At 62.4% G+C, this 25,182-nt stretch carries 19 protein-coding genes; 5 read left to right on the top strand and 14 right to left on the bottom strand.

What is annotated here, in order from left to right; all coding sequences use genetic code 11:
- Window positions 1-31: 31 nt before the first annotated feature.
- From ALVIN_RS07975 to metH, 13 genes are all read right to left on the bottom strand, one after another.
- Window positions 32-526, bottom strand: coding sequence for a glycosyl-4,4'-diaponeurosporenoate acyltransferase CrtO family protein (locus ALVIN_RS07975; protein ID WP_012970816.1), 495 nt, complete (start codon window positions 524-526; stop codon window positions 32-34).
- A 4-nt stretch (window positions 527-530) separates the two neighbouring features.
- Window positions 531-2,105, bottom strand: coding sequence for an AAA family ATPase (locus ALVIN_RS07980; RefSeq protein ID WP_012970817.1), 1,575 nt, complete (start codon window positions 2,103-2,105; stop codon window positions 531-533).
- A gap of 350 nt (window positions 2,106-2,455) precedes the next feature.
- The gene (locus ALVIN_RS18210; protein WP_317623694.1) at window positions 2,456-2,806 is read right to left on the bottom strand and encodes a type II toxin-antitoxin system HicA family toxin; all 351 of its coding nucleotides are present in this window, start codon (window positions 2,804-2,806) and stop codon (window positions 2,456-2,458) included.
- Window positions 2,754-3,650 carry a Bpu10I family restriction endonuclease gene (locus tag ALVIN_RS07990; protein ID WP_012970819.1) on the bottom strand — a complete coding sequence of 299 codons (897 nt, stop codon included), beginning with the start codon at window positions 3,648-3,650 and terminating at the stop codon, window positions 2,754-2,756. Before ALVIN_RS07990 ends, ALVIN_RS18210 begins: the two co-directional genes overlap by 53 nt.
- A gap of 3 nt (window positions 3,651-3,653) precedes the next feature.
- Window positions 3,654-4,844 (bottom strand): DNA methyltransferase, encoded by a 1,191-nt coding sequence (locus tag ALVIN_RS17055; RefSeq protein ID WP_012970820.1) that lies wholly within the window; start codon window positions 4,842-4,844, stop codon window positions 3,654-3,656.
- Between the two features lie 83 nt (window positions 4,845-4,927).
- A complete protein-coding gene (locus ALVIN_RS17555) occupies window positions 4,928-6,307 on the bottom strand; it encodes a hypothetical protein (RefSeq protein ID WP_148217477.1) in 1,380 nt (459 codons plus the stop codon).
- 168 nt (window positions 6,308-6,475) lie between these two features.
- Entirely contained in the window at window positions 6,476-7,750 is a 1,275-nt protein-coding gene (gene serS, locus ALVIN_RS08005) for a serine--tRNA ligase (RefSeq protein WP_012970822.1), read from the bottom strand.
- 45 nt (window positions 7,751-7,795) lie between these two features.
- Complete coding sequence (locus tag ALVIN_RS08010) at window positions 7,796-8,407, bottom strand: class I SAM-dependent methyltransferase (RefSeq protein WP_012970823.1); 612 nt, start codon at window positions 8,405-8,407, stop codon at window positions 7,796-7,798.
- A 339-nt stretch (window positions 8,408-8,746) separates the two neighbouring features.
- Window positions 8,747-9,856 carry an osmoprotectant NAGGN system M42 family peptidase gene (locus tag ALVIN_RS08015; RefSeq protein ID WP_012970824.1) on the bottom strand — a complete coding sequence of 370 codons (1,110 nt, stop codon included), beginning with the start codon at window positions 9,854-9,856 and terminating at the stop codon, window positions 8,747-8,749.
- Window positions 9,853-11,604: an N-acetylglutaminylglutamine synthetase gene (ngg, locus tag ALVIN_RS08020; protein ID WP_012970825.1), complete on the bottom strand. Its 1,752-nt coding sequence runs from the start codon at window positions 11,602-11,604 to the stop codon at window positions 9,853-9,855. The genes ALVIN_RS08015 and ngg overlap by 4 nt, the downstream gene beginning before the upstream one ends.
- Window positions 11,605-11,653: 49 nt before the next feature.
- Window positions 11,654-13,420, bottom strand: a complete 1,767-nt coding sequence (locus tag ALVIN_RS08025) for an N-acetylglutaminylglutamine amidotransferase (RefSeq protein ID WP_012970826.1) — start codon at window positions 13,418-13,420, stop codon at window positions 11,654-11,656.
- Window positions 13,421-13,743: 323 nt separating this feature from the next.
- Entirely contained in the window at window positions 13,744-14,076 is a 333-nt protein-coding gene (locus tag ALVIN_RS08030; RefSeq protein ID WP_012970827.1) for a type II toxin-antitoxin system HicB family antitoxin, read from the bottom strand.
- A gap of 60 nt (window positions 14,077-14,136) precedes the next feature.
- Window positions 14,137-17,898 carry a methionine synthase gene (gene metH / locus ALVIN_RS08035; protein WP_012970828.1) on the bottom strand — a complete coding sequence of 1,254 codons (3,762 nt, stop codon included), beginning with the start codon at window positions 17,896-17,898 and terminating at the stop codon, window positions 14,137-14,139.
- Between the two features lie 281 nt (window positions 17,899-18,179).
- On the opposite strand from metH, the gene ALVIN_RS18160 reads away from it, so the two are divergent.
- Together ALVIN_RS18160 and ALVIN_RS08045 are read left to right on the top strand one after the other, a co-directional pair.
- Entirely contained in the window at window positions 18,180-19,571 is a 1,392-nt protein-coding gene (locus tag ALVIN_RS18160) for a L,D-transpeptidase family protein (protein WP_012970829.1), read from the top strand.
- Window positions 19,568-20,707, top strand: a complete 1,140-nt coding sequence (locus ALVIN_RS08045) for an aminotransferase class V-fold PLP-dependent enzyme (RefSeq protein WP_012970830.1) — start codon at window positions 19,568-19,570, stop codon at window positions 20,705-20,707. Before ALVIN_RS18160 ends, ALVIN_RS08045 begins: the two co-directional genes overlap by 4 nt.
- Here the strand turns inward: ALVIN_RS08045 and ALVIN_RS08050 are convergent.
- Window positions 20,694-21,083 carry a DUF2750 domain-containing protein gene (locus ALVIN_RS08050; protein WP_012970831.1) on the bottom strand — a complete coding sequence of 130 codons (390 nt, stop codon included), beginning with the start codon at window positions 21,081-21,083 and terminating at the stop codon, window positions 20,694-20,696. The two genes, ALVIN_RS08045 and ALVIN_RS08050, sit on opposite strands and share 14 nt — an antisense overlap.
- A 334-nt stretch (window positions 21,084-21,417) precedes the next feature.
- On the opposite strand from ALVIN_RS08050, the gene glgX reads away from it, so the two are divergent.
- The 3 genes from glgX to ALVIN_RS08070 are packed head-to-tail and all read left to right on the top strand — an operon-like array spanning window position 21,418 to window position 25,178.
- Window positions 21,418-23,502, top strand: a complete 2,085-nt coding sequence (glgX, locus tag ALVIN_RS08060) for a glycogen debranching protein GlgX (RefSeq protein WP_012970833.1) — start codon at window positions 21,418-21,420, stop codon at window positions 23,500-23,502.
- Between the two features lie 46 nt (window positions 23,503-23,548).
- Window positions 23,549-24,565: a phosphogluconate dehydrogenase (NAD(+)-dependent, decarboxylating) gene (gene gnd, locus ALVIN_RS08065; RefSeq protein WP_012970834.1), complete on the top strand. Its 1,017-nt coding sequence runs from the start codon at window positions 23,549-23,551 to the stop codon at window positions 24,563-24,565.
- Between the two features lie 10 nt (window positions 24,566-24,575).
- Window positions 24,576-25,178, top strand: a complete 603-nt coding sequence (locus ALVIN_RS08070) for a Maf family protein (protein ID WP_012970835.1) — start codon at window positions 24,576-24,578, stop codon at window positions 25,176-25,178.
- The last annotated feature ends 4 nt before the right edge of the window (window positions 25,179-25,182 follow it).

Raw genomic sequence — 25,182 nt, forward strand, 5'->3', positions numbered from 1 at the left:
TCCACTAGGATAGTCGCGGCGCGCGTCAAACTCAATCGGCGCGCGCGGATCGACGTGTCGAGCGGGCGATGAACCGGCGCAGTCGGGCGCGGTTGTAGCGCTGGATCAGGATGAAGGGCAGGTTGACCAGACCGCCATAGACGACCATGAACAGGCCCATCCATGCGGGCGTCCAGAGAAAGAAGGTCAGTGCCAGCGCCCAGGTCAGCCAGTGCCCGAACTCGGCGCGGCTGGTCTCGCGTGCGAAGCGGTCGAGATAGTCCGGCTCAGCGGAGGCGAGCCGGCGCTTGGAGAAACCGTCGCGTAACAGGCCGCCGGCTTCAGGTAAATGATCCTTCCACACCCGGATGCCCAACCATTCATAGCAGCGCCCGCCGTGCTCCCAGGCATAGCTTGCGCCGATGACCGGCCAGCGGGTCAGCCAGTCCAGCGGCAGACGCTGCGCCACATAGCCCGCGATCAGGTGAAAGCCGGCCCAGAGCACGGTGCACAGCGCGATGATGCCCAGGACATCGAGAGTCGTCATGCAGTCAGGCTCGCACCACGCACACCCGGCGCCCGGACGGACTCGTGGTTTCGTCGACCCTGAGTCGCTCGGCCAACGGCGCCAGCCCCGGACGACGGTCGAAGATCACCAGCCAGCCGCGATCCACTCCCAAACCGGCGAGATAGGCATCCAGTTGCACCAACCCGTCAGGCAGCGGATCGGACGCGCTTGGGCGCCAGACCTTGATCTCGATCCCCAGCGTCACGGCCCGGTAGCGCAGACATAGATCCATGCGTCCGCGCCCGATGGCGTATTCGCGCTCCAGCGCGCCCTCGCCATTGACCACCCGTTGCAAGAAGGCCATGAGCACCAGATGCGGGGCGATCTCGTGATAGGGCGCGCTACCGAGCATGGCTTCGCCGTGCCGGCGCCAGAAGGCGAGGAAGGCGTCGAGCAGCGCCTCGGGATCGAGGTCGCCCGTCGGCGTGAGCCAACTCGGGCTGATCTGGGGCAGCGAGTCCTGGGGTCCGCCGGCGAGCGTGCGCGGCAGCACCTCGCGATAGATGGGATTGGCCACTTCCAGTCCGCTACCGCCGGTGCGACGCAGCAGACCCAGGTCGATCAGGTAATCACGTTCGTCGACCGGTATCTCGCCCAGTGCCGTCCCGGCCAGCATGGGTTCGATGATGCGGCGCACTCTGGGTTCGCGCAGCTTGTCGGCCAGTTGGTCGAGATGGGTGACGCGGCGCTGGATGAGGTTCTCCTTGGCCCGATCGATCAGGGCGATATCGATGGGGCGGGTTCGGTCGCGGCCTTCGGGTATATCGAAGCAGCTTTCATACGCGAGGGCGTTGACCAGCCAGGGCTGCCCCAGGGTCAGGGTCCAGATTCGATCCCTGGCCTCAGCGGTGAAGACCTGCCCCGTCTCTTTGGTGTGCTCGTCGAGCAACGCCATGACTTCATCGGACGAGAAATCTCCCAGACGCAGCGATTTGGCTTTGATGTTGAAGGCGCTGCCGCCGGTGATGGGTTCGGACTCGGAACTGGCGTGAATGCGGTAGTCGCGCAGGTCGCGCACGCCGCAGAGAACCAGGGTGCTGGGGAAGGCTTGGGGGCGTTGCGGATAACCGGCCCGCAATTGGCGCAGCAGTGAGACCAGGGTATCGCCCACCAGGGCGTCGACCTCGTCGAGCAAGAGCGCCACTGGTTGCGGGGAGCGTTCGCACCATTGGTTGAGAAAGGCCCGCAGTGCGCGAGTCGGGGCGTTGAGCGCCAGCACCTCGCGCGCGAGGGCGTCGAGTCCCGAGGCGCCCGTCTGGCGCTGGGCTTCGTCGGCGATCGTTTGCACGATGTCGGCCATGGCCAGCGCGACGTCCTCGCGCGCGGCCTGGGCCGTTTCGAGATTGGCATAGACCGCCCGATAGCGCCCCTCGCGATTGAGATGTTCCACCAGCGCCAGCAGACAGGAGGTCTTGCCCGTCTGGCGCGGGGCATGGAGCAGAAAGTATTTCTTCTGCTCGATCAGGGTCAGCACCTCGTCCAGATCCCAGCGTTGCAGCGGAGGCAGGAGGTAATGATCCTCGGGCCGGACCGGACCCTCGGTATTGAAAAAACGCATCCTCGTAACCTTCGGTTTTTTACTTATTGTGTATACGGTTGACGGATGACCAGGGCGACAGGGCCGTCTGAATCAGCGCGATATCAAAGACTCAGGCGGCCTGTTCCGAATTGTGAGTATTCTGTATCAGAATTGTTGGGTTGCTTGTTATTGGAGGCACTGGGCGATTTGTTTCTGATAAAACCGCTATATGCTCTGCCATAACCGAATTAGCCATGATAAATGGCGCCCTCGACCGAGTGTGCCACACCCGAGAAACCAGGTAAGTCAAGCGAATAAAAGGTAAAAAAGTCAGGCTCATCTGTTGCTTCGATAACGAGAGAATAGGGCAAATCGATCATCAGATCACCTTATTGATCTATACCAGCCGTTTTCAGGAGCGAACGACAAGTACCAGTAGGGACTTCTTTTGCATCATAAAAATCAACACGAACGACGTTGTCCCAGCCGACCCTTGTGTAGTATCGGATTGATCTCTTCTGCTTGACGAGATGGAATCCGTTTTTCTCCAAGAGTCGAACCAGTTCGCTGAATTTCATGTTCTCAGTCAATCTGGAGAGCATTGCATGCCTGACGATGAGCTTACTGGCGGCAATAGAGCACTGCGGAATTGCCTTCCGGTGCAGCGCCTTGTTATGTGGTTCTTGCTTAGACGAAAGACCCCCGCTCAAGTGCAGCGTTTGGATCATACCAAACCGCATTTACGAAGGCGTCAATGTTTTCGACGAATCGCAGAATTACAGCCGGGTCGATTGGATGAGCATCCCTTTGACGACGCACAGCATCGTAGTCGTTCCGAAGATTAAACGGCAATCTCTTTGCGTGGCGGAGAAGATAAACGTTATCAACAGCAGTTAATCGGCAATCTTCAGGTGACATGTCCAAATACTCGTTCAGGACAAAATACTGCGCATGTGGGCAACCCTGCTTCAACCGTGCGGCAGTCCCGGAAGCCTCCTGAAACATGGTCTTGTCGAGGTTAACCTTGCATTCAGCGGCAAGAACAGCGAGGGGAATAACTCCAGATGCCGTCGTAGAATCCGGGAAATCGTGGTCTGGGGAGAATTTGTAGTAAATCTCTTTGCCGAGAATAAAATCCTGATCCTTGACCTTGACCACGACGCTTGGCTTTTCGCCAAGCGCAGCAACGCCAGAAGGATTAAAGGAAAGCGACATAAATGCGCGAGTTGGCCCTACATTTAATTCTAAATTCTCGGGCAGACCGGGAATAATCGCCGGATGGATTAGATGAATAAGAAACTCTTCAAGAACTGAGTTATCGAGCTTGAGCTGACCCTTTTGCCTTTTGATAAAGGCCGAGCCATTCTGCGCGATCAGCTCTACTTCGAGTCGATCTTTATATTCATTCAGATGCGCCGTCATCTCGCGTACACGCTCAGCGCCTTCGGATGTGAGCGCAGTAGTATTGGCAATCCACTGCTCGTAGTACTGAATTGCTTGCTGCAATAAATTGCGATCTTCTTGGCCGCATTTTGGATTACGAATTGCTGCCTCGAGCTTCTCTTTATGAGGTGTGTTTGCCATAATTTAAAGTATTGGTGTTCTGTCTTGGATAGGGGATTCTGGAATCTGGTCAAGGTTGTTGATGGCATCTTCGATATCCCTGACAACCTTCTTTTCTGCCACTCTCAGCCCTTCTTGTAATGCATCACCAGCTATAGTCCGCGCAACATTTGAGGCAGTTGCTGTTTCTGCTTTTCGGAAAACAAGAATATCTTCGACGATGTTGGTACCGAATCGATTAGTAAAGGAGCGCTCATGCTGGGACTCCAAGGCGAATAGACCGCCTTCTGTTGCGATACGGTACACAAGCTCGCCATTCTTAAATGGAACGCCCCGGACATTTGACTCTCTCCCTAGAATCATAATAGCGTAGCCACTATTTTTTAAAATTTGATTGAAGGCAGTGAGGGCGCGCTCCATTTCAAGGCAATACTGAACTACGGTTCTGAACCGATTGCCCCGATTTTTTCGATTTGAACCTATCTCGCACCTCGCCACACTCAGAATATCAAATCCTAATAACTCAACAATTGCGCGATGGTTCTGATGATAGTTGAATACATTAATGTAAGGCGGACTTGTCAGGAGAAAATCGCACTCTACAGGAACAACCTTCGCTGCGAGTCGAGCGTCACAGAGAAATATCTGCGGAGATACTGCAAGACGAGGAAGACCAACAAGTTGCTCGGTGAGTTTCTGGTGGCTCCTGCGGATCACTGGAAGTAGATCGCCACAGCGAGTTGACTCTGCTTCAAAAAGCAAGAGCGTCGAAAGAAGGGTTTGCTTCTTCGTCTCGCTTTTATCTAGCAAGGTTCTCGCGAAATTCAAGAGATTAGCTGCCTTTGCTCTGTAATCCGAGGACTCATTCCATAGCGGCAGACCACCAAACGTCCGAACAGTCGAGTTGATGTGAGATTCAATTTGCCGGGAAAGTTCCAAACGCTGACGAAGATCCAATAAAGCTAATGTAGAAAACTTTGCCATTGCGTATGCAGCAGGATTCAACTCAATTCCGAAGCCAGCGATATTGCGCGAAGCCGCTTCCAGCAAAACAGTTCCTGAACCGCAAAAAGGATCAATTACCGCAGAAGCGTTTGTAGCAAACTCCTCCAAGATGTAATCAACGAACTGTGGCGTAAATTGGCCTCGCCAGTTGAAAATATTTGATCTGCTTTTGTTCGTGACGTCCAAGCGCTCTTGAAGAAGCTCTCTCATGGGGAAAATTTCGTGAAAATCATAAAATCGAGAGGGTCGTTTTACGGGGTCATTGTTTCGCATAACGCTTGAGTTAGTGCTCGCTAGCGGTCTGCCAGCCCGTAGTTGATTGCGTACTCCTTCAGTTTTTCCAGAACGTAGATTGCTATCTTATTCTGATTAGATTCACTCGTTGCTTTGTGATGAAACTCTAACGCGATCAGCCCACGGTCGCTCGTATACGTTACGTCGGTCTGCAGGCCCTTTACTAGGGTCTTCTCATAATCCAGTTGCGGCACTTCTGCTCCTGCATCTAAAGCCAGCGACATCACGGCTTGATTTATGCTTCTGTGGCGACTTTCTGAGACTGCTTGGATCTTGTCGAAAGATTGATACGTTTCTGGACTCACGCTAGAGCCGTACTCTCGGTTATCCAAAGGCTCATTACGTAGAAATTTGTAGAGTTCTGATGAGGCCATAACTCGCTTTGCATTGCCTTTGTCAGCTCGCACCCCAGAAGTTAGATCTTTAAGATCTTTTTTACCGTGCTGTGCTATGGCATGAACAAGACAGCTGGCGGAGATTGACGCGAGCTGCGCATTAAAGAGCGCAATCACATGAGGCAAAGCGGACTTCAGGTGGGTAGATCTGTTCTGCCACCACTCCGAAACATTTGATCTTCTTGTGTACATAAGTAGACGTGATGCTTCTATGTAGTAGCTGTCCGCTCTGCGTAGAGAGCGGCAGACTTCTCGAATATTCGGCGCCCCCGATGAGATGGTAATTACAAGCATAGGAAATGTGATACCGAACGACCCTACATCAAAGCGCTCCGTGATAAGAGACTGAAGCGCGTCAAGAAAAGCTCCTATGCTATCGTTCTTTGCAATCAACGCTTCTACTTCTGTGGTTGATATTGCTGCATCATCTAAGCGCCAATTTGCCACTTGAAGTATTTTTTCGAGTACAGCCGAAAACTGCCCCTTATCTGGCCCCTTTAGTGCATGTATTGGGGAAATGCCGAAAGCGCTGTTTCCGCCGACTTTTTTCAGGATCCCGATGAGCCTTTCTGCGAACTCTGGATCAGTAACCGGCCAAAGAATTACCAGATCGGGGCGTTGCCGTAGAACCCCATTGAGCGATCCCAAGAACGTTTGGTATTGTGCTTGGTCGAAGTACGGTGATTCTCTACCGTCGAAGTTAAGGATGGTAATTTTTCCTTTTCGGGGAATCTTAGCGATATACCCAGGAATTTGTTCTACGGGAAGTTCGTGCTGCTCCGGAATTCGTTCCACATGATCGACTTTGTCTGCAAGAAATATTTCTAGACCGTGAACGAAAGTACTTTTCCCGGAACCACTAGCCGCGCTGATGAAGGCAATCTTGCCCTGTTGTGCGCTCTCCGCCGAAGAAATCAGTCTCTTAGCAAATTCGATATCCGACGCTGACTCTATAAACGTGGCCTTGGCCTTCTGGCCAAACACGTTTGTCAGCGGTTCGTACCTTGTGGGCAACGAGCGAATCGAAAGTGTAGCTGAGGACATGAAATCGCCTATTTATTTGGATTTGAGCACTAACAGTTAATTAGACAGAAAGTCGGTCTGGCGAGCTAGACAGATTCCATCTAGCTCGCCAGGTATTCACAATCCAGGCTAAGACAGCCGCTCGATCCCACCCATATAAGGCCGCAACACCTCGGGAATGACCACACTCCCATCGGCCTGCTGATAGTTCTCCAGCACCGCGACCAGGGTCCGCCCGACCGCCAGCCCCGAGCCATTGAGCGTATGCACCAACTCCGGCTTGCCGGTCTCGGGATTGCGCCAGCGGGCCTGGAGCCGACGCGCCTGGAAGTCCCCGAAATGGCTGCACGAAGAAATCTCGCGATAAGCGCCCTGCCCCGGCAGCCAGACTTCCAGATCATAGGTCTTGCGCGCCGAGAACCCCAGATCGCCCGTGCACAGAGTCACGACCCGATAGGCCAGCCCCAGCCGTTGCAGAATCGACTCGGCATGCCCGGTCAGCGCCTCCAGCGCCTGCGCCCCATCCTCGGGCCGCACGATCTGCACCAGCTCGACCTTCTCGAACTGATGCTGACGGATCATGCCGCGCGTGTCCTTGCCGTAGGAACCGGCCTCGCTGCGGAAGCACGGCGTATGCGCCACCCATTTGCGCGGCAGACTGTCGGCCTCCAGGATCAGATCGCGCGCCAGATTGGTCACAGGCACTTCAGCGGTCGGGATCAGATAGAAATCGCGCTCGCCCGGCACCTTGAACAGATCGGCCTCGAACTTGGGCAACTGGCCGGTGCCGCGCAGACTGTCGGCATTGACCAGATAGGGCACATAGGTCTCGGTATAGCCGTGCTCGCCGGTATGCACGTCGAGCATGAACTGGATCAGCGCCCGATGCAGCCGCGCCATGGGGCCGGAGAGCGTGACGAAGCGCGACCCCGTCACCTTGGCCGCCAGATCGAAGTCCATCCAGCCGTTGCGCGCCCCAAGGTCGACATGATCCTTGGGGTCGAAGTCGAATGCCGGCGGCGTGCCCCAGCGGCGTTCCTCGCGGTTGTCGGACTCGTCGCGCCCGTCCGGAACCTCGGCGGCCGGCAGATTGGGCAGGCTCAGACTGATGTCGGTCAGCTCGTCCTGGATCGCGCTCAACCGCGACTCGGCCGCCTTGAGCTGGTCGCCCAGATCGGCGACCTCGGCCAGCAGCGGCGCGATGTCCTCGCCGGCCGCCTTGGCGCGCCCGATCGACTTGGAGCGCGTGTTGCGCGTGTTCTGGAGTTCCTGAACCTGGATCTGAAGCGCCTTGCGCTCGGTCTCCAGGGACTCGATCCGCGCGGTGTCGAGCACCAGACCGCGCCGGGCCAGTTGCTCGGCGACCTGATCGAGTTCGGTGCGCAACGAACGTGGGTCTAGCATCGATGATTCCTTCGGCGTGAATGAGAAAAAAGACGGATGTGGAGGCTATCCCGGCGCGCGCACGCCGAACGGAACCTTCCAGAACGCGGCGCTGAAATCGCCGGCCAGATAGCCTTCATGAATCTGATAGTCGACCTCCAGCGCCTGGGCCAGATGCTTGATCTCGCGCGGCTGATAGAGGTTGTAGATCGGCGAGGTGTCCCAGCCCTTGAGCAGGTTGAAGACGAAGCCGTGACGGCTCGCCTCCAGACAGCGCTCGATGAAGCGCCGCGTCTCCTCGCGGGTGAAGGTGTTCATGGCCCCGCTACAGAGATAGACATCGGCCTCGGGCAGCACGCTGTCCTCGTCGAGGATGTCGAGGACATGGATCTCGCAGCCGGTGCGCCGGCGCGCGGCCTCGACCATGGGGGGCATGACATCGAGCCCGATATAGCGCTTCGGCCGGTCGCCGGTGCGCTCCAGATAGGCGAAGAGATCGCCGAAGCCGCAGCCGGCGTCGGCCAGGGTCAACCGGGACAGATCCGGCGGCAGAAAGGAGCGCAGCACCCGGAAGCGGACTTCCTGGGTCTCGGTCGAATTCCACTGCACGCCCTCGGCCGTCTCGCCGTGGGTGTCGAGCGCGCTGCCATAAAAGATTTCGGTATCGACTCGGGGCATGTCAGCCGCCTTCCTGGGACGTGATTCTCGGGGGGGATGTTCAAGCATCGACCGGCAGGATCTGGCGGCACGACACGGTTCAGGATGCACGACCGATTTCGACAGACCTGCTTAGCGTGCTCGATGAGGAGTGCATGGCGCCCACACAGCGGGGAGTCTTACGCGGTATGTGCCGCAGCCGCGCATTCCCTCAGGTCTCACATTCTCTCCGCAAGCGTTACTTTCGGCCTGCCCGGCCGTAGGCTCAGAGAGCCTGGACAGTCTAGCGGCGCTTTGCAAGTCCCCGCAAGGGGACTCTATTCTTCCACGCCCTGAAGGGCGGGCTTGTCGCACGCCGGGTCAACCCGGCTGGATCGGAAACCCGGTCAGCGGCCCGATGCCGAGCCGGTCACGACTGAACAGCGGCGGCCCCTGCATATAGACCGCGACCAGACGGGCGAGCGATTCGAGCGCGTCGAGATGGATGCGCTCGTAGCCATGCGAGGCGTCCACACCGAAGGTGATGAGCGCGGTGCGCACGTCGTTGCCCGCCTCCAGCGCCGCCGCACTGTCGGAGCGGTAGTACTTGAAGACATCGCGCTGATGCGGGATGGCGAACTCCTGACAGAGCTGGATCAGACGATGGGTCAGGTGATAATCGAAGGGGCCGCTCTGGTCGGCCATGGCGATGGTCACGCCGAACTCGCTGGAGTTCTGGCCGGGCGCCGAGGTGCCGTTGTCGATGGTGAGCATTTCGGCGACGTCCTGATGCAGTGCCGCCGAGGCCCCCGAGCCGACCTCCTCCGAGATGGTGAACAGCGGATGGCAGTCGACCGGCAGTTCCAGTCCCTCGCGCCGCACGGCCTCGATCGCCGCCAGCAGCACCGCCGCGCCGGCCTTGTCGTCGAGATGGCGTGAGTTGATGAAGCCGGTGTCGGTGATCTCGGGCGTGGTGTCGATGGCCAGGAAGTCGCCGACATGGACGCCGAGCCGCAGCAGATCTTCGAGCTTATGGACGCGGGCGTCGATCCGGAACTCGACATAGTCCCAGCCGCCTGGCTGGTTGTCGATCTCGGGCGCGAAGGTGTGCCCGGACGCCTTGAGCGGCAGGATGGTGCCGCGCCACTGCCCGGTGTCGGTGAAGAGCGTCGCCCGCGCACCCTCGGCGAATCGCGCGTTCCAGTGTCCGACCGGCACCAGTTGCAACCGTCCGTTGTCCTTGAGCGCCTTGACCATGGCCCCGAGCGTATCGATATGGGCGACAACGGCCCGATCCGGCTGCGAGACCTTGCCTTCGAGCGTGGCGCGGATCGCCCCGCGCCGGGTCAGTTCGAAGGGCACGCCGAGCTGCTCCAGACGCTGGCAGACCAGATGCACGACCCGGTCGGTATAGCCGGATGGGCTGGGCGTGAACAGCAGTTTTAGCAGGGTCTCGACCAGATACCCGGTATCGATGGTTGGCAGTTTCATACCAGTCCCTCCCGCATGGCCGTGCGTGGAAACAGCAGATCGACGAAGCGTTCGGCGGTCGGTTGCGGCTCGTGATTGGCCAGACCGGGGCGCTCGTTGGCCTCGATGATGACATAGTCGCTCCCGCGCACGTCGGGGACGAGGAAGTCCAGCCCGGTCACGGGGATGTCGAGCGCCCGCGCCGCCGCACAGGCCGCCTCGGCGAGTGCCGGATCGAGATCGGCGGTGACGTCGTGGATGGTGCCGCCGGTGTGCAGGTTGGCGGTCTTGCGCACTTGGAGCGCCTCGCCCTCGGGCAGAACGTCCTTCATCCCGTAGCCGGCCTGACGCACACAACGCTCGGTCTCGGCATCGAGCGGAATCGAACTCTCGCCGCCGGTCGCCGCGCGTCGGCGCCGACTGCGCGCCTGGATCAGATCGCGGATGCTGTGGCGTCCGGTGCCGACCACCTGGGCCGGACGGCGGATGGCGGCGGCCACGACCCTGAAGTCGATGACGACGATACGCAGATCCTCGCCCTCGACGAATTCTTCCAGGATCACCACCTCGCAGACCTTGCGCGCCGCCGCGATCGCCGTCTCCAGCGTCTCGGGGTCGCGCACGTCGACACTGATCCCCGCTCCCTGCTCGCCGCGCGCCGGCTTGACCACCACCCGCCCGAAACGCGACAGAAAGGCCTCGGCCTGATCGAGCGCCTGATAGCGGATCTGCTCCGGCACCCGCAGACCGGCGCGCTTGAGCACGCGCTGGGTGATGGCCTTGTCGTCACAGCGGCTCATGGCGATGGCGCTGGTCAGTTCGCTCAGACTCTCGCGACAGAGGATGCGCCGCCCGCCGAGCATGAGCGCGAAATAGCCCGCTTCGGCATCGATGACCTCGACCCCGATCCCGCGCCGGCGGGCCTCGTCGACGATGATGGTGGCATAGGGGTTGAGATCAGCCTCGGGCTGGCGGCCGATGAACAGGGGTTCGTTGAAAGCGTTCTTGTTCTTGAGCGCGAAGGCCGGGATGCGCTCGAAGCCGAGCTTGCGATAGAGCCGGATGGCATTGCTGTTGTCGTGCATCACCGACAGATCCAGAAAGGCCCGACCGCGCGCCTGATGGTATTCGACGACCTGACGCACCAGCGCCTCGCCGATGCCCGGATAGGGCGCCTGCGGGTCGACGGCCAGCGCCCAGAGACTGGCGCCGTTCTCCGGGTCCTGGAAGGCGGCAGCGTGATCGACCCCATTGACCACGCCCAGCAGACGGCCGTCCTGGCTGTCCTCCGCGACCCAGTAGCTCAGCACCTTGGAGGTGCGCTGGTTCCAGACGAACGCCGCGCCCGGCGGCACCATGTGATGGGCGATATACAGACGCTGGATCGCCTCGGCGTCGGCGAGGCTGTTGAGCAGCCGGATATGGAAACCCTTGGGCCGACGCGCGCAGGACTGATAGCGCTCGAACCAGAGCCGGAAGGTATGCGAGGGATCGAGAAACAGATCCTGGGGCGCATAGGAGAGCACCACATGCGGATCATTGAGATAGAGCGCCACGTCCCGCTTGCCCGGATGCTCTTCCTGTAAGGCCCGCGCCAGCGACTCGGGATCGGTGAAGGTCTGGCCGAACAGCAACCGGCCCCAGCCGCAGTCGACGGCCACGCCCGAGGGCGCGACCGAGAGATCGGCACGCGGACGCCGGTCCCAGTTCTTGAGCGACGGGGCGCGACTGCGTTCGAGCCGATGGTTGAAGCGGTCTTTGAGACTCATTGAGGCACCCTAATCCTGTCGGTGTCCGAGGGATCGGTGAACGGCTCGATCACAAACCCTGCTGCTGCAACCACAGCTCCAGAAGCGCGACCTGCCAGAGTTTGGAGCCGCGCAGCGGGGTGATGTGCGCTTCGGGCGCGGCGAGCAGGGTCTCGACATAGTCGGACTGGAACAGACCGCGGGCGCGCGCCGGAGCGGAATGCAGCAGATCGCGCATCATCTCCAGCACCGGGCCGCGCGGATACTTGAGCGCCGGCACGGGGAAATAGCCCTTGGGCCGGTCGATGACCTCGCTCGGGATGATCCGCCGCCCGATCGCCTTGAGTACACCCTTGCCGTCGTCGTGCAGCTTGTGCGCGTCCGGCATCCGTGCGGCCAGCTCGACCAGCTCGTGATCGAGGAAGGGCACGCGCGCTTCCAGGCCCCAGGCCATGGTCATGTTGTCGACGCGCTTGACCGGATCGTCGACCAGCATGATCTGCTGATCCAGACGCAGCGCCTTGTCGACCGGAGCCGCGGCGCCGGGACGGGCGAAGTGCGCGGCGATGAAGGCGCGGCTGTGGTCCTCGCCGTGGAAACGCGGATCGACCGCGCGCCGGTATTCGTCCTGATCGCGGTCGCAGAAGGCGCGCGCATAGTCGGCGGCCGGATCACGACTGCCGACCAGCGGCGGATACCAGTGATAGCCGGCGAACACCTCATCGGCGCCCTGCCCGCTCTGCACTACCTTGACGTGTTTGGAGACCTCGTGCGAGAGCAGATAGAAACCGATGGCGTCATGGCTGACCATGGGTTCGGACATGGCACGCACGCAGTTGGGCAGCTCGGGCAGCAGACGCGCCGCCGAGTCGACCTGGATCTTATGGTGCGTGGTGCCATAGTGACGGGCGATGATGTCCGAATACTGGAACTCATCGCCGACCTCGTCGCCGACCGTCTCGAATCCGACCGAGAAGGTGTTGAGTCCCTGTTGCCCCTGTTCGGCGAGCAGGCCGACGATCAGGCTCGAATCCAGCCCGCCCGAGAGCAGCACCCCGACATCGACGTCGGCCACCAGACGGCGGGCGACCGCTGTGCGCAGACTCGCCAGAATCCGTTCCTGCCAGTCCGCGAAGCTCAGACCGCGTTCTTCTGGGCGCGGCTCGAACACCGGCTCCCAATAGATCCGGTCGCGGTGGCGTCCGTCGGGTTCGATGACGCGGAGGGTCGCGGGCGGGAGCTTACGCACCCCGGCAAGGATGGTATAGGGCGCCGGCACCACGGCATGGAAGTGCATGTAGTGATGCAGGGCCACCGGGTCGAGGTCGGTGTTAAGGCCACCGCCGGCGAGCAACGCCGGTAGCGTCGAGGCAAAGCGCAGACCGCCGGCGACCTCGGCGTAATAGAGCGGCTTGATGCCGAGCCGGTCGCGCGCCAGCGTCAGCCGGCCCGAATCGCGCTCGACGATGGCGAAGGCGAACATGCCATGGAAACGCTCGACACAGTCCGCGCCCCAGGCATGGAACGCTTTGAGCACCACTTCGGTGTCGCCGTGCGAGAAGAAGCGATAGCCCCTGGCGCTCAGTTCATCGCGCAGGGATTGATAGTTGTAGATGCAGCCGTTGAAGGCGATCGACAGACCGAGTTCGCTGTCGACCATGGGTTGGGCGGCATGGGTGCTCAGATCGATGATCGACAGACGCCGATGCGCCAGTGCCGCCCGTCCCTGCTGCCAGACGCCGTGCCCGTCGGGGCCGCGCGGCTGCATCGAGGCGCTCATGGCGTCGAGATCGACGGGGACATCATCGAAGCGGATTTCTCCGCAGAAACCACACATGGCACTCTCCTGAGTCTGTCGCGAAGACATCCACGGCCGCCGACGACCCGAGCAAGTGCAGTCTCGATTCACTCTGGACGCGGTGAGTACGGATCGGTCGCCGATGACCGATCCGTTCGTCCGCGGAGATGACCTTCGCGCTAATAAATCAGCGAATTGGTCAACATCCTACAGTAAAGCGCTCTTGGTTTCCAGGAAGGGGGGGCACAGGGAGCGAACACGATTGGCTGTCGAGCCGTTTTTCCCCAAGTGACTTCAAGGCATGATCCAGCCGCTTGTGGGAAGCGGATGGCCAGATCCATACCATCGTATGGGACGCAACATTAATGCTGTACCGCCTCCTTCAGCGTGCTGACCGCCCATTGGTTGAGACTGACTCCGGACAGCTCGGCGGCCACCGCCATCGCGGCATGGGTTTCCGGATCGAGGCGTAGCAGCACGCGACCCGAGTAGGGTTTTTGTGCCGGGCGTCCGGTGTGTGCACTGACCTCCAAATAATGATCGACGGTTTCATGGAAGGCCGTTTCCAACTCATCGACGGTGGTTCCGTGGAACACGGCGATGTCCTTGATTCCCGCCAGTCGCCCAACAAAGATCCGATCATCGGCGTCGTATTCGATGCGTGCGGCATACCCGCGATAGGTCATAGCGTTCATGGTTTGAACCCGGCGTGTTCGAGTAATTCGCGTGCCGCTTTCACGCCTCCAGGGCGAGCTTCAGGCTTCGTAGCCCAGCACCGGCGCCAGCCAGCGTTCAGCCTCGGCGAGCGTCATGCCTTTGCGTTGGGCATAGTCCTCGACCTGATCGCGCTGGATGCGCCCGACGCCGAAATAACGCGCCTCTGGATGGGCGAAATACCAGCCCGAAACCGCCGCCGTGGGCCACATGGCATAGTTCTCGGTGAGCGTAAGGCCGATGCGCTGATCGGGCTCCAGCAGCGACCAGAGTATTCCCTTCTCTGTGTGATCCGGGCAGGCGGCATAGCCGGGCGCCGGGCGGATGCCCTGATATTTCTCGGCGATGAGTTCATCGTTGCTCAACGTCTCGCCCGCCGCATAACCCCAGTAACGGGTGCGCACCAGTTGATGCAGCCGTTCGGCGAAGGACTCGGCGAGCCGGTCGGCGAGCGCCTTGAGCATGATGGCGCTGTAGTCGTCGTGATCGGCCTCGAAGCGCGCCAGATGTTCCTCGATCCCCACCCCGGCGGTGACGGCGAAGGCTCCGATCCAGTCGGGGCGCCCGCTCTCGGCCGGGGCGATGAAGTCGGAGAGACAGAAGTTGGCCTGATTGCGCCCGCCATCGCGCGGCATCTGCTGGCGCAGGTTGTGCAGGGTCGCCAGCGGTTGGGTGCGCGCCTCGTCGCGGTAGAGCGCGATGTCATCGGCTCCGACCCCATTGGCCGGAAAGAAACCCAGCACCGCACGCGCCTGGAGCCAGCGTTCGCTGACCAGCCGCTCCAGAAACGCCTGGGCATCGGCATAGAGCTTGCGCGCTTCCTCGCCGATGACCGCGTCGTCGAGAATGCCGGGGAAGTGCTTATGCGCCAGCTCCCAGGCGCGGAAGAAGGGCAGCCAGTCGATGGTTCGGACCAGATCGTCGAGCGGAAAATCATCGAGCGTGGCAATCACCGTCTCGCCCGTGCGTTCCAGCCTGAGCGACCAGGACGCCGTGTCGCTGAAACCTGCATCGAGCAGCGCGGGCTTCGGCGGCTCATAGCCCGCCCAGTCGAGCGCCAACCGGTTGGCACGCGCCTCGGCGATCGACACCGACTTGCGGGTCGTCGAACGCCCCTCACGTTCGACACGCAACCGCTCGTACTCTTCGGCGATGGCGGCCACATAGCCCGGACGCTGGGTCTCGCTCAGCAGACTGGAGACCACGCCCACGGCACGCGAGGCATCCGGCACATAGATGACCGGCGCCTCACGCTGCGGCGCAATCTTGAGCGCGGTATGCAGCTTCGAGGTCGTGGCCCCGCCGATCAGCAGGGGCACATTCATGCCCTGGCGCTGCATCTCCTTGGCCACATGCACCATCTCATCCAGTGACGGCGTGATCAGCCCCGAGAGTCCGATCACATCCGCGCCGACCTCGCGCGCGCGCTGGAGGATGGTCTCGGTCGGCACCATGACCCCAAGGTCGATGACCTCATAGCTGTTGCACTGCAAGACCACGGCGACGATGTTCTTGCCGATGTCGTGCACGTCGCCCTTGACCGTGGCGATGAGGAATTTGCCGTTGCTGCTCGCCACGGCGCCGCTCTCGGCCTTCTCGGCTTCGAGGAAAGGCTGGAGATAGGCCACGGCCTTCTTCATCACGCGTGCCGATTTCACCACCTGCGGCAGGAACATCTTGCCCTCGCCGAACAGGTCGCCGACGATGTTCATGCCCCGCATCAGCGGGCCTTCGATCACCTCCAGCGGACGCCCGAGCGCCTGACGCGCCGCCTCGGTGTCCTCGTCGATGAAGTCGGTGATGCCCTTGATGAGCGCATGTTCGATGCGCTTCTCGACCGGCCAGCCGCGCCATTCCAGATCGGCCTTGTTCTCGACCCCACCGCCGTCGCCCTTGTACTTGGGGGCCAGATCGAGCAGCCGCTCGGTGCCGTCCGGACGCCGGTTGAGGATCACGTCCTCGACCGCCTCGCGCAACTCTTCGGGCAGATCGTCGTAGATGGCGAGCTGACCGGCGTTGACGATGCCCATGTCCATGCCGGCCTTGACCGCATGGTAGAGAAAGACCGCGTGGATGGCCTCGCGCACCGGATCGTTGCCGCGGAAGGAGAAGGAGACGTTGGACACACCGCCCGAGACCAGGGCGTGCGGCAGGGTGCGCTTGATCTCGCGCGTGGCCTCGATGAAATCGACCGCGTAGTTGTCGTGCTCTTCGATGCCGGTGGCGACCGCGAAGATGTTGGGGTCGAAGATGATGTCCTCGGGCGGAAAGCCGACCTGCTCGGTCAGCAACCGGTAGGCCCGGGTGCAGATCTCGATCTTGCGCGCCTGGGTGTCGGCCTGCCCCGCCTCGTCGAAGGCCATGACGATGACCGCTGCGCCATAGCGTCGGCACAGTCGCGCCTGTTGGAGAAACTTCTCCTCACCCTCCTTGATCGAGATGGAGTTGACGATCGGCTTGCCCTGGACGCATTTCAGTCCGGTCTCGATCACCTCCCACTTGGAGGAGTCGATCATCACCGGCACCCGGGCGATCTCAGGCTCGGCGGCGACCAGATTGAGGAAGCGCTTCATGGCCGCGACCGCATCCAGCAGCCCCTCGTCCATGTTGACGTCGATGACCTGCGCGCCGTTCTCGACCTGCTCCTGAGCGACGCTGAGCGCGGTGTCGTAATCGCCCTCCTTGATCAGCCGCCGGAAGCGCGCCGAGCCTGTGACATTGGTGCGCTCGCCGACATTGACGAAGAAGGAGCCGGCGTCGATGTTGCAGGGTTCCAGCCCCGAGAGCCGGCAGGCCGGGGCGATCTCGGGCCGGGCGCGCGGGGCGATACCGGCGACGGCCTGGGCGATGGCGCGGATATGATCGGGCGTGGTGCCGCAGCAGCCGCCGACGATGTTGAGAAAGCCGCTCCGCGCCCACTCGGCGATCTCTTCGGCCATCTCGTCGGGACCGAGATCATAGCCGCCGAGTTCGTTCGGTAGGCCGGCGTTGGGATGGGCCGAGACATGGGTCTCGCTGATGCGCGCCAGCTCTTCGACATACTGGCGCAGTTCGAAAGGACCGAGTGCGCAGTTCAGCCCGATGCTGATCGGCTCGGCATGACGCAGCGCGTTGTAGAACGCCTCGGTGGTCTGACCGGTCAGCGTCCGGCCCGATTGATCGGTGATGGTGCCCGAGATCATGGTGGGGCGTTCGACGCCATCCTCGTCGAACACCTGCTTGACCGCAAAGATCGCCGCCTTGGCGTTCAGGGTGTCGAAAATGGTCTCGATCAGGATCAGATCCGCGCCGCCCTCGATCAGACCGCGCGTGGACTCGGCATAGGCCGCGACCAGGGTATCGAAGTCGACGTTGCGCGCGCCCGGATCATTGACGTCGGGTGAGATGGAGGCGGTGCGGTTGGTCGGCCCGAGCACGCCAGCGACGAAACGCGGCTTCTCGGGCGTCGAGTAGTCATCGGCCGCCGCGAGTGCCAGCCGAGCAGCGGCGACGTTGATCTCATAGGCGAGGTCTTCCATGCCGTAATCGGCCATGGCGATGCGCGTGGCGTTGAAGCTGTTGGTCTCGACGATGTCGGCGCCGGCCTCCAGATAGGCGCGATGGATGCCGCCGATCACGTCCGGGCGCGTGAGTACCAGCAGATCGTTGTTGCCCTTGAGGTCGCTCGGCCAGTCGGCGAAGCGCGCGCCGCGATAATCGGCCTCGGTCAGACCGTGGCGCTGGATCATGGTGCCCATGGCGCCGTCGAGAATGAGGATGGAACGCGCGAGGCGCTCGCGGATCAGAGCATTGGAATCAGTCATGGAAACTCACGGCTAGAGAAGTCGAGCGCGTGGACGGCGCGGCGGCGAGCGGCGTGGATCTTTGGCCAGGCGCTGGGAGAATTCGCGCCACAGGCGCATCTAAAGGCGGAAACGATACCATGAGCACCGGTTTTTGTTCATGGCTTCGCGCCCGAAGGCCGTTCATACAGCAATTCGCGGGCTTTCGAGACGTGCCCTCGAAATCCGGTCGCGCTATGCTAATACCCTATCTACAATTCAAAAATGACTGTGCCCATCGAGGCTCGGGAAATCACTGCCCCATGACCAACTCCAAGATCCTCGCCTTTACGTCGGCTTCGTTCAAGACCGGCGTCAGCTCACTCATCGTGCTCGGGCTGGTGGGGTGCGATGGATTCGCACGTTTCAACACCAAAAAGGACGCACCGCCGGCCGAGTCCGTCGCCGCCGAGGAGTCGGCAGGAGCGGCCACGCCTCCGGGGGCCGATCCGTTAGCCGCGACCGAGACGCCGCCGGAACAAGACAAGAAGCTGTCGGGGCCGCTCTATGAGTGGAAGGGCGATGGACGTAAGGTCACGCGCATCGTCGTCAACACCAATGAGCAGAAAGCCCGCTTCTATTCGGGCGACGAAGAGATCGGCTGGAGCACGGTTGCGACCGGACTGCCCAAGTATCCGACTCCGACCGGCCGTTTCCAGGTGACGGAGAAGGTCGAGAACAAGCGCTCGAATCTCTACGGCAAGGTCTATGGCAAGGGCGGGCGTGTCCTGCGCTCCAGCGTCAAGGTCGGACGCGATCCGATCCCGGATGGCGGACGCTTCGAGGGCGCGCACATGCCCTTCTTCATGCGTCTGACCGACGACGGCGTGGGCCTGCACGCCGGGCCGATCCCCAATCCGGGGCAGCCCGCCTCGCATGGCTGCATCCGGATGCCGACCAAGATCGCGCCCGTGTTGTTCCGTCACGTGTCGAATGGGACACCCGTGACCATCGAGGGCAAGGGACCGAGCTACGGTGATTACGTCGCCAAACAGCGTGCCAATGCCGCGCGTCGCGCCGAGGCGCGACGGATCGCCGAGCAGAAGCGCGCTGCCGAGGCCCAAAAAGCCCAACAGGTCGCTCAGACAGCGCCGAGTGCGGCCGATACGACGACCAAGCCCCAGGACGCCGCTAGCAGCGAGAGGCGCGAGACGCATGCAGTGGCCAAGGATGAGGCGACACCGGCGACCCAGGCCATCGATACCACGAACGCGCGCGAGACGCGGATGCGCGAGCCGGCCCTCGATGCCGATACTACGGCTACGGCACCGGTTGAGAGTGCGTCGGCACAGTCGTCCGAACGGACGAACGCTCCAGCACCCGAGACGGCCAAGCCCGTGTCGGCTGAAGCCACTCCCGCTGAGCCGCGACCATCGATCATCGAGGATGCGGCACCGGCGGCCGAGCCCCAGCCGGCGGCCAGTGGAACCGGCCCGTCAACGGCACCGACCAGTACACCCGAGCCGGCACAGCGCGCTGAACCGACAACGCCTTCGGCCGCCACCCGGCCGGCACCAGAGATTCAGGAAGCCCCCGCCCCGACGCCGCCGCCCGCCGCGCCGGCGGTGGAGGCAAGTGCTCCTGCACCCAAACCGGCTGAACCGACGCCGAGTCCGGCACCGGCGGCCGCACCAGCCGACAGCGCTGCCGAATGAGCGACGAGTTCCCACTCGATCCCGGCGTCTGCCATCTGAACCACGCCGCTGTCGGCCCCTGGCCGCAGCGCGCGGTGGCGGCGGTGACGCGCTTCGCCGAGGCGAACGCGCGCCAGGGGTCGCTCGACTATCCAGCCTGGCTCGCCGTCGAGCAGCGTCTGCGCGAGCGTCTGGCCTGGCTGATCGGCGCCGATCAGGCCGCCGACATCGCGCTGGCCAAGAACACGTCGGAGGCGCTGTCGGTCATCGCGCACGGTCTGCCCTGGACGCCGGGGGACAGCATCGTCGGCATCGCCCAGGAGTTTCCCTCCAACCGCGTGGTTTGGGAGTCGCTGGCCGATCAGGGTGTGACTTGGCGCGCATTGGATCTGGCCGGCTCCAGCGATCCCGAAGCGGATCTGATCGCGCTGTGCGACGATTCGACGCGGATGATCGCCGTGAGCTGGGTGCAGTATGCCTCGGGTCTGCGGCTGGATCTGGAACGGCTTGGGGCCTGGTGCCGGGCCAAGGGCGTCCTGCTGTGCGTGGATGCCATCCAGGGTCTCGGCGCCCTGCCCTTCGATCTGAAGCGCTTTCAGGCCGATTTCGTCGTCGCCGACGGGCACAAGTGGATGCTCGGTCCCGAAGGGCTGGCGCTGCTCTATGTCCGGCCCGAACAGCGCGAACGCCTACGGCTCCGTCAGTTCGGCTGGCACATGGTCGAGCATTCGGGCGACTTCGACCACACCGACTGGACACCCGCCAGGGACGCGCGCCGCTTCGAGTGCGGCAGTCCCAATCTGCTCGGGACGCACGCGCTGGAGGCCAGTCTCTCGCTGCTGGCCGAGATCGGGATGGACGAGATCTGGCGCCGGCTTCAGGCTCGCACCGAGCACCTCATCGCCCTGATCGATGCACGCGGATTCGAATTACTCACGCCCCGCGATCCCGAGCGACGCGCCGGAATCGTCACCTTCCGCGTGCCGGGCGAGTCGTCCGCGCGGCTCTATCAGTCGCTCATGGCGCGGCGCGTACTCTGCGCCCAGCGTGGCGGCGGCCTTCGCTTCTCGCCTCACTTCCACACCGCATTTGAAACCCTGGATCGCGCCATGGCGATCCTCGATGAGATCCGGCGCGAGTCGACTAAGGCGCCTTGAGCTGACTCAGATCCTCATACAGTTCGAGCGGCTCGACCACGATGCCGGTGCCGTCCGGAGCCGGAAAGACCGACGCCAGACGCTCATCGCGCGCCATGCCCTTGAGCCAGCGCTCCATGAAGACCTCCAGCTCCAGCGGCTCGGGCCGGCAGTCGGCCCAGTCGTCGTTGGCCACGGCCGCCGCCAACTCGGGACTGGGCCAGAACGGAAAGCAGTCTCGCTCATCCTCATCGCGAAACGCCACGAATCCACCCGGCCCCTGGAGCGCCCAGACCCCATCACGCGCGATGGCCTCGCGGATGAAATAGGCATAACGCTCGTCGGCGGGCAGCGCGAAAAGATCTAGACTAACGGAGTTGGAATCTGGCGCATTCATGGATTGGCTCATTGGATCGCGGATTGCTGGCAATTCGGTATGAATCTGGAGTGCCGACTCTAACAGCGCTGGCCCGTGCACAAAAGCCCAGGCTCGATTCAGGCCGTTTGGTGTACTCCTTCATGATTTCAGGTCACGGGCGCTTGTCGGTCGAACCGAAAGGGTCGCACAATACGCGGGCTTCGGACGAGGCAAGAGAGGTTGGCGACATGAGATGGTATGGAATTCTGTTGGGAGCCATTCTCGGCACCCTGGTCGGAACCCTGATCGGCTATCTGCTGGTTCCGGCGATGTTGAAATAAGCGAATCCGCTCGATTGGGGGAGTGACCGCCGATGAGGCCACTGAGGTACCGTGTCCGACCAGGCAGTTGGGAGACGGCGGGAGCCACGGTCATGGAAGGCGGCGTCAATTTCTGTGTACTGTCGCGCTATGCCGAGCGCATGCAATTGCTGCTGTTCGAGTGCGAGGAGAGTCCGGACCCCTATGAGGTGATCCAGCTCGACCCGCGCGTCAACCGCACCTTTTTCTTCTGGCACGTCTTCGTCGAGAATCTTCCCGAGGGTACCTTCTACAACTGGCGTGCCGAAGGCCAGGCCGACCTGCGCGAGACCGGAAGCCGGCTCGATGTCGAAAAGGCGCTGCTCGACCCCTGGGCCACCACCATCAGCGACCGGCTCTGGGACCGCGCCGCCGCCTCGCGCCCCGGCGACAATGTCGAAACTGCGATTCGCGGTCAGGTGCTGCGCGACGACTACGACTGGGAGGACGACAAGCCGCTGTTCATCCCGCTCAGTCAGGCGGTCATCTACGAGATGCATGTCGGCGGCTTCACCCGTCATCCCTCGTCCGGCGTGGCTCATCCGGGCACCTTCTCCGGTATCGTCGAGAAGATCCCCTATCTCAAGGAACTCGGCATCACCCATGTCGAGCTGATGCCGGTCATGGCCTTCGACGCCCAGGACGTGCCGCCCAAAACCGCCAGTCTCGGGCTGGAGAACTACTGGGGTTACAGCACCCACAGCTTCTTCGCCCCGCATCCGGGCTTCGCCGTGAGCGCCGGTCAGGCGCGCGACGAGTTCCGCAACATGATCAAGGCGTTCCACAAGGCCGGGATCGGCGTGATCCTGGACGTGGTCTTCAACCACACCGCCGAGGGCGGCGCGGGCGGTCCGGTCATCAGCTTCAAGGCGTTCGGCAACGAGATCTTCTATCACCTCGACTTCGAGGACCGCAGCCAGTACCGCGACTACACCGGCTGCGGCAACACCATGAACTGCAATCATCCGCTGGTGACGCGGTTCCTGATCGACGCCCTGCTCTACTGGGTGCGGCGCATGCACGTCGACGGCTTCCGCTTCGATCTGGCCAGCGCACTGGCGCGCGGCGAGGACGGCAATCCGCAGTACCATGCTCCGGTGCTGTGGGCGATCGAACTTGCGCCCTCGCTCAATCGCGCCCACATCATCGCTGAGGCCTGGGACGCGGCCGGACTCTATCAGGTCGGCGACTTCCCCGGATACCGCTGGACGGAATGGAACGGTCGCTATCGTGATGTCATCCGCGGCTTCGTGCGCGGCGATCCCGGTCTGGTGTCCGAGGTCGCCACCCGTCTGGCCGGATCGAGCGACATGTACGAGGGCCGTCACCGGCTGCCGATGAACTCGATCAACTTCGTCACCTGTCACGACGGCTTCACGCTGTGCGATCTGGTCAGCTACGACCACAAGCACAACGAGGCCAACGGCGAGGACAACCGCGACGGTCACGACCACAATCTGAGCTGGAACTGCGGCTACGAGGGGCCGACCGACGACCGTGAGATCCAGCGGTTGCGGCGCCGGCAGGCCCGCAACTTCATCAGTATTCTGATGCTCAGCCAGGGCGTGCCCATGCTGCTCTCGGGTGACGAGGTGTTCCGCACCAAGCGCGGCAACAACAACACCTATTGTCAGAACAACGAGCTGTCCTGGTCCGACTGGGGGCTGGTCGAGAGCAACCGCGACGTCCTGGAATTCGTGCGCGCCATGATCGCACTGCGCCGGCGTCACCCGGCACTGATGCGCGACCGCTTCCTGACCGGCCAACCCGAATACGGTCAGACACTCCCCGACATCACCTGGCACGGCACCCGGCTCGACAAACCCGACTGGGACGATCCGACGAGCCGGGTGCTGGCCTTCACCCTGGCCGGCAAGGTCGAGGACGAGCCGCCGCTGCATGTCATGTTCAACATGGATGGCGTCGAACACACATTCGAGCTGCCGGTCATCGCCGGTCGACACTGGTGTCTCGCGGTCGATACCTGCCCCGAGGGCGGACTGGTGGTGCCGCCCGAGGCACAACATCCGCTCCAGAACCCTGATCGATTCGCCGTCGGCGCGCATGGCGTGGTGGTGCTGGAGTCGCGTTCGGTATGAACCCGGCGGCGACTGGATGAACGACAACCAACGGAGGACACCCGAGATGCACATCGGCATGATCGGTCTGGGGCGCATGGGCGCCAACATGGTGCGACGCCTGCTGCGCGCCGGGCACCAGTGCGTCGTCTACAACCGCAACCCGGCCAAGGCTCAGGCCCTGGTCGACGAGGGCGCGATCGCCATCAGTGATCCGGCCGAGTTCCGCGCCCGGATGGAGTCGCCGCGCCATATCTGGCTGATGGTGCCGGCGGCGGCCGTGGGCGGCGTCATCGAGGATCTGATCCCGCATCTGGAACCGGGCGATGCCCTGATCGATGGCGGCAACTCGCACTATCACGACGATCTGGTCCACGCCGAGCGGCTGCGTCCGCTGGGTCTGCATCTGGTCGACTGCGGCACCAGCGGCGGCGTCTGGGGACTGGAGCGCGGCTACTGCCTGATGATCGGCGGCGAACCTGATGTCGTCGAGCGGCTCGACCCGATCTTCGCCGCGCTCGCGCCCGGAGCCGGTGAGATCCCACGCACCGCCGGACGTTCCGGTCCGCCGAGCCGCGCCGAACAGGGCTATCTGCACTGCGGACCCAATGGCGCCGGCCATTTCGTCAAAATGGTCCACAACGGCATCGAGTATGCGCTCATGGGCGCCTATGCCGAAGGCTTCAACCTCCTGCGCCATGCCGGTATCGGACGCGAGGACCGCGCCAGCGATGCAGAAACCGCCCCGCTCGCCCATCCCGAGCACTATCAGTACGATATCCCGCTCGCTGAGGTCGCCGAGGTCTGGCGACGCGGCAGCGTCATCGCCTCCTGGCTGCTCGACCTGACGGCCAATGCCCTGCACGAAGATCCACGGCTCGATGCATTCGGCGGCCGGGTCTCGGACTCGGGCGAAGGCCGCTGGACGGCACTGGCCGCAATCGAGACCGGCACCCCCGCCCCGCTGCTGACCACGGCGCTCTACGAACGCTTCGGCTCGCGCGGTGAGGGCGATTTCGCCAATCAGCTCCTGTCGGCGATGCGCTATCAGTTCGGCGGGCACCACGAGAAACCCAAGGACTGAACCCACTGCAATGACCCCGACTTCGACGCCTGTCCCCCTGATCCTCGCCTCGACCTCGCCCTACCGGCGCGCCCTGCTCGACCGGCTCGGCCTGCCCTTCTCCACCGCCGCGCCGGATGTCGACGAGCGTCCTCATCCCGGCGAGTCGCCGGCCGATCTGGTCCGGCGGCTCGCCGAGGCCAAGGCGCGCGCCGTGGCCGAGAACCACCCGGACGCGCTCGTCATCGGCTCGGATCAGGTCGCCTGTCTGGACGACGCCATCCTCGGCAAGCCCGGCGATCATCAAACGGCCGTCGCGCAACTGGAGCGCGCCTCGGGCCGCTGCGTGCTGTTCCAGACCGGACTCTGTGTGCTCGATGCGCGCAGCGGCCAGACTCAAACCCTGGTCGAGCCATTCCGGGTGCATTTCCGCGTGCTCAGTCGCGCGCGCATCGAAGGCTATCTCGAACGCGAGCGTCCCTACGACTGTGCCGGCAGCTTCAAATCCGAAGGACTCGGGATCGCGCTCTTCGAGCGCCTGGAAGGCGACGATCCCGCTGCGCTCATCGGCCTGCCTTTGATTCGACTCATCCCCCTGCTGGAAACCGCCGGTCTCTGCCCGCTCGGCTCTTGATCCC

Source organism: Allochromatium vinosum DSM 180 (genome assembly GCF_000025485.1).
Lineage (GTDB): Bacteria > Pseudomonadota > Gammaproteobacteria > Chromatiales > Chromatiaceae > Thermochromatium > Thermochromatium vinosum.

What these genes read in the sequence shown, in the direction of transcription:
- ALVIN_RS07975 (WP_012970816.1), bottom strand. Translation starts at nt 526, where the DNA reads ATGACGACTCTCGATGTCCTGGGCATCATCGCGCTGTGCACCGTGCTC.
- ALVIN_RS07980 (WP_012970817.1), bottom strand. Translation starts at nt 2,105, where the DNA reads ATGCGTTTTTTCAATACCGAGGGTCCGGTCCGGCCCGAGGATCATTAC.
- ALVIN_RS18210 (WP_317623694.1), bottom strand. Translation starts at nt 2,806, where the DNA reads ATGCGGTTTGGTATGATCCAAACGCTGCACTTGAGCGGGGGTCTTTCG.
- ALVIN_RS07990 (WP_012970819.1), bottom strand. Translation starts at nt 3,650, where the DNA reads ATGGCAAACACACCTCATAAAGAGAAGCTCGAGGCAGCAATTCGTAAT.
- ALVIN_RS17055 (WP_012970820.1), bottom strand. Translation starts at nt 4,844, where the DNA reads ATGAGAGAGCTTCTTCAAGAGCGCTTGGACGTCACGAACAAAAGCAGA.
- serS (WP_012970822.1), bottom strand. Translation starts at nt 7,750, where the DNA reads ATGCTAGACCCACGTTCGTTGCGCACCGAACTCGATCAGGTCGCCGAG.
- ALVIN_RS08010 (WP_012970823.1), bottom strand. Translation starts at nt 8,407, where the DNA reads ATGCCCCGAGTCGATACCGAAATCTTTTATGGCAGCGCGCTCGACACC.
- ALVIN_RS08015 (WP_012970824.1), bottom strand. Translation starts at nt 9,856, where the DNA reads ATGAAACTGCCAACCATCGATACCGGGTATCTGGTCGAGACCCTGCTA.
- ngg (WP_012970825.1), bottom strand. Translation starts at nt 11,604, where the DNA reads ATGAGTCTCAAAGACCGCTTCAACCATCGGCTCGAACGCAGTCGCGCC.
- ALVIN_RS08025 (WP_012970826.1), bottom strand. Translation starts at nt 13,420, where the DNA reads ATGTGTGGTTTCTGCGGAGAAATCCGCTTCGATGATGTCCCCGTCGAT.
- ALVIN_RS08030 (WP_012970827.1), bottom strand. Translation starts at nt 14,076, where the DNA reads ATGAACGCTATGACCTATCGCGGGTATGCCGCACGCATCGAATACGAC.
- metH (WP_012970828.1), bottom strand. Translation starts at nt 17,898, where the DNA reads ATGACTGATTCCAATGCTCTGATCCGCGAGCGCCTCGCGCGTTCCATC.
- ALVIN_RS18160 (WP_012970829.1), top strand. Translation starts at nt 18,180, where the DNA reads ATGACCAACTCCAAGATCCTCGCCTTTACGTCGGCTTCGTTCAAGACC.
- ALVIN_RS08045 (WP_012970830.1), top strand. Translation starts at nt 19,568, where the DNA reads ATGAGCGACGAGTTCCCACTCGATCCCGGCGTCTGCCATCTGAACCAC.
- ALVIN_RS08050 (WP_012970831.1), bottom strand. Translation starts at nt 21,083, where the DNA reads ATGAATGCGCCAGATTCCAACTCCGTTAGTCTAGATCTTTTCGCGCTG.
- glgX (WP_012970833.1), top strand. Translation starts at nt 21,418, where the DNA reads ATGAGGCCACTGAGGTACCGTGTCCGACCAGGCAGTTGGGAGACGGCG.
- gnd (WP_012970834.1), top strand. Translation starts at nt 23,549, where the DNA reads ATGCACATCGGCATGATCGGTCTGGGGCGCATGGGCGCCAACATGGTG.
- ALVIN_RS08070 (WP_012970835.1), top strand. Translation starts at nt 24,576, where the DNA reads ATGACCCCGACTTCGACGCCTGTCCCCCTGATCCTCGCCTCGACCTCG.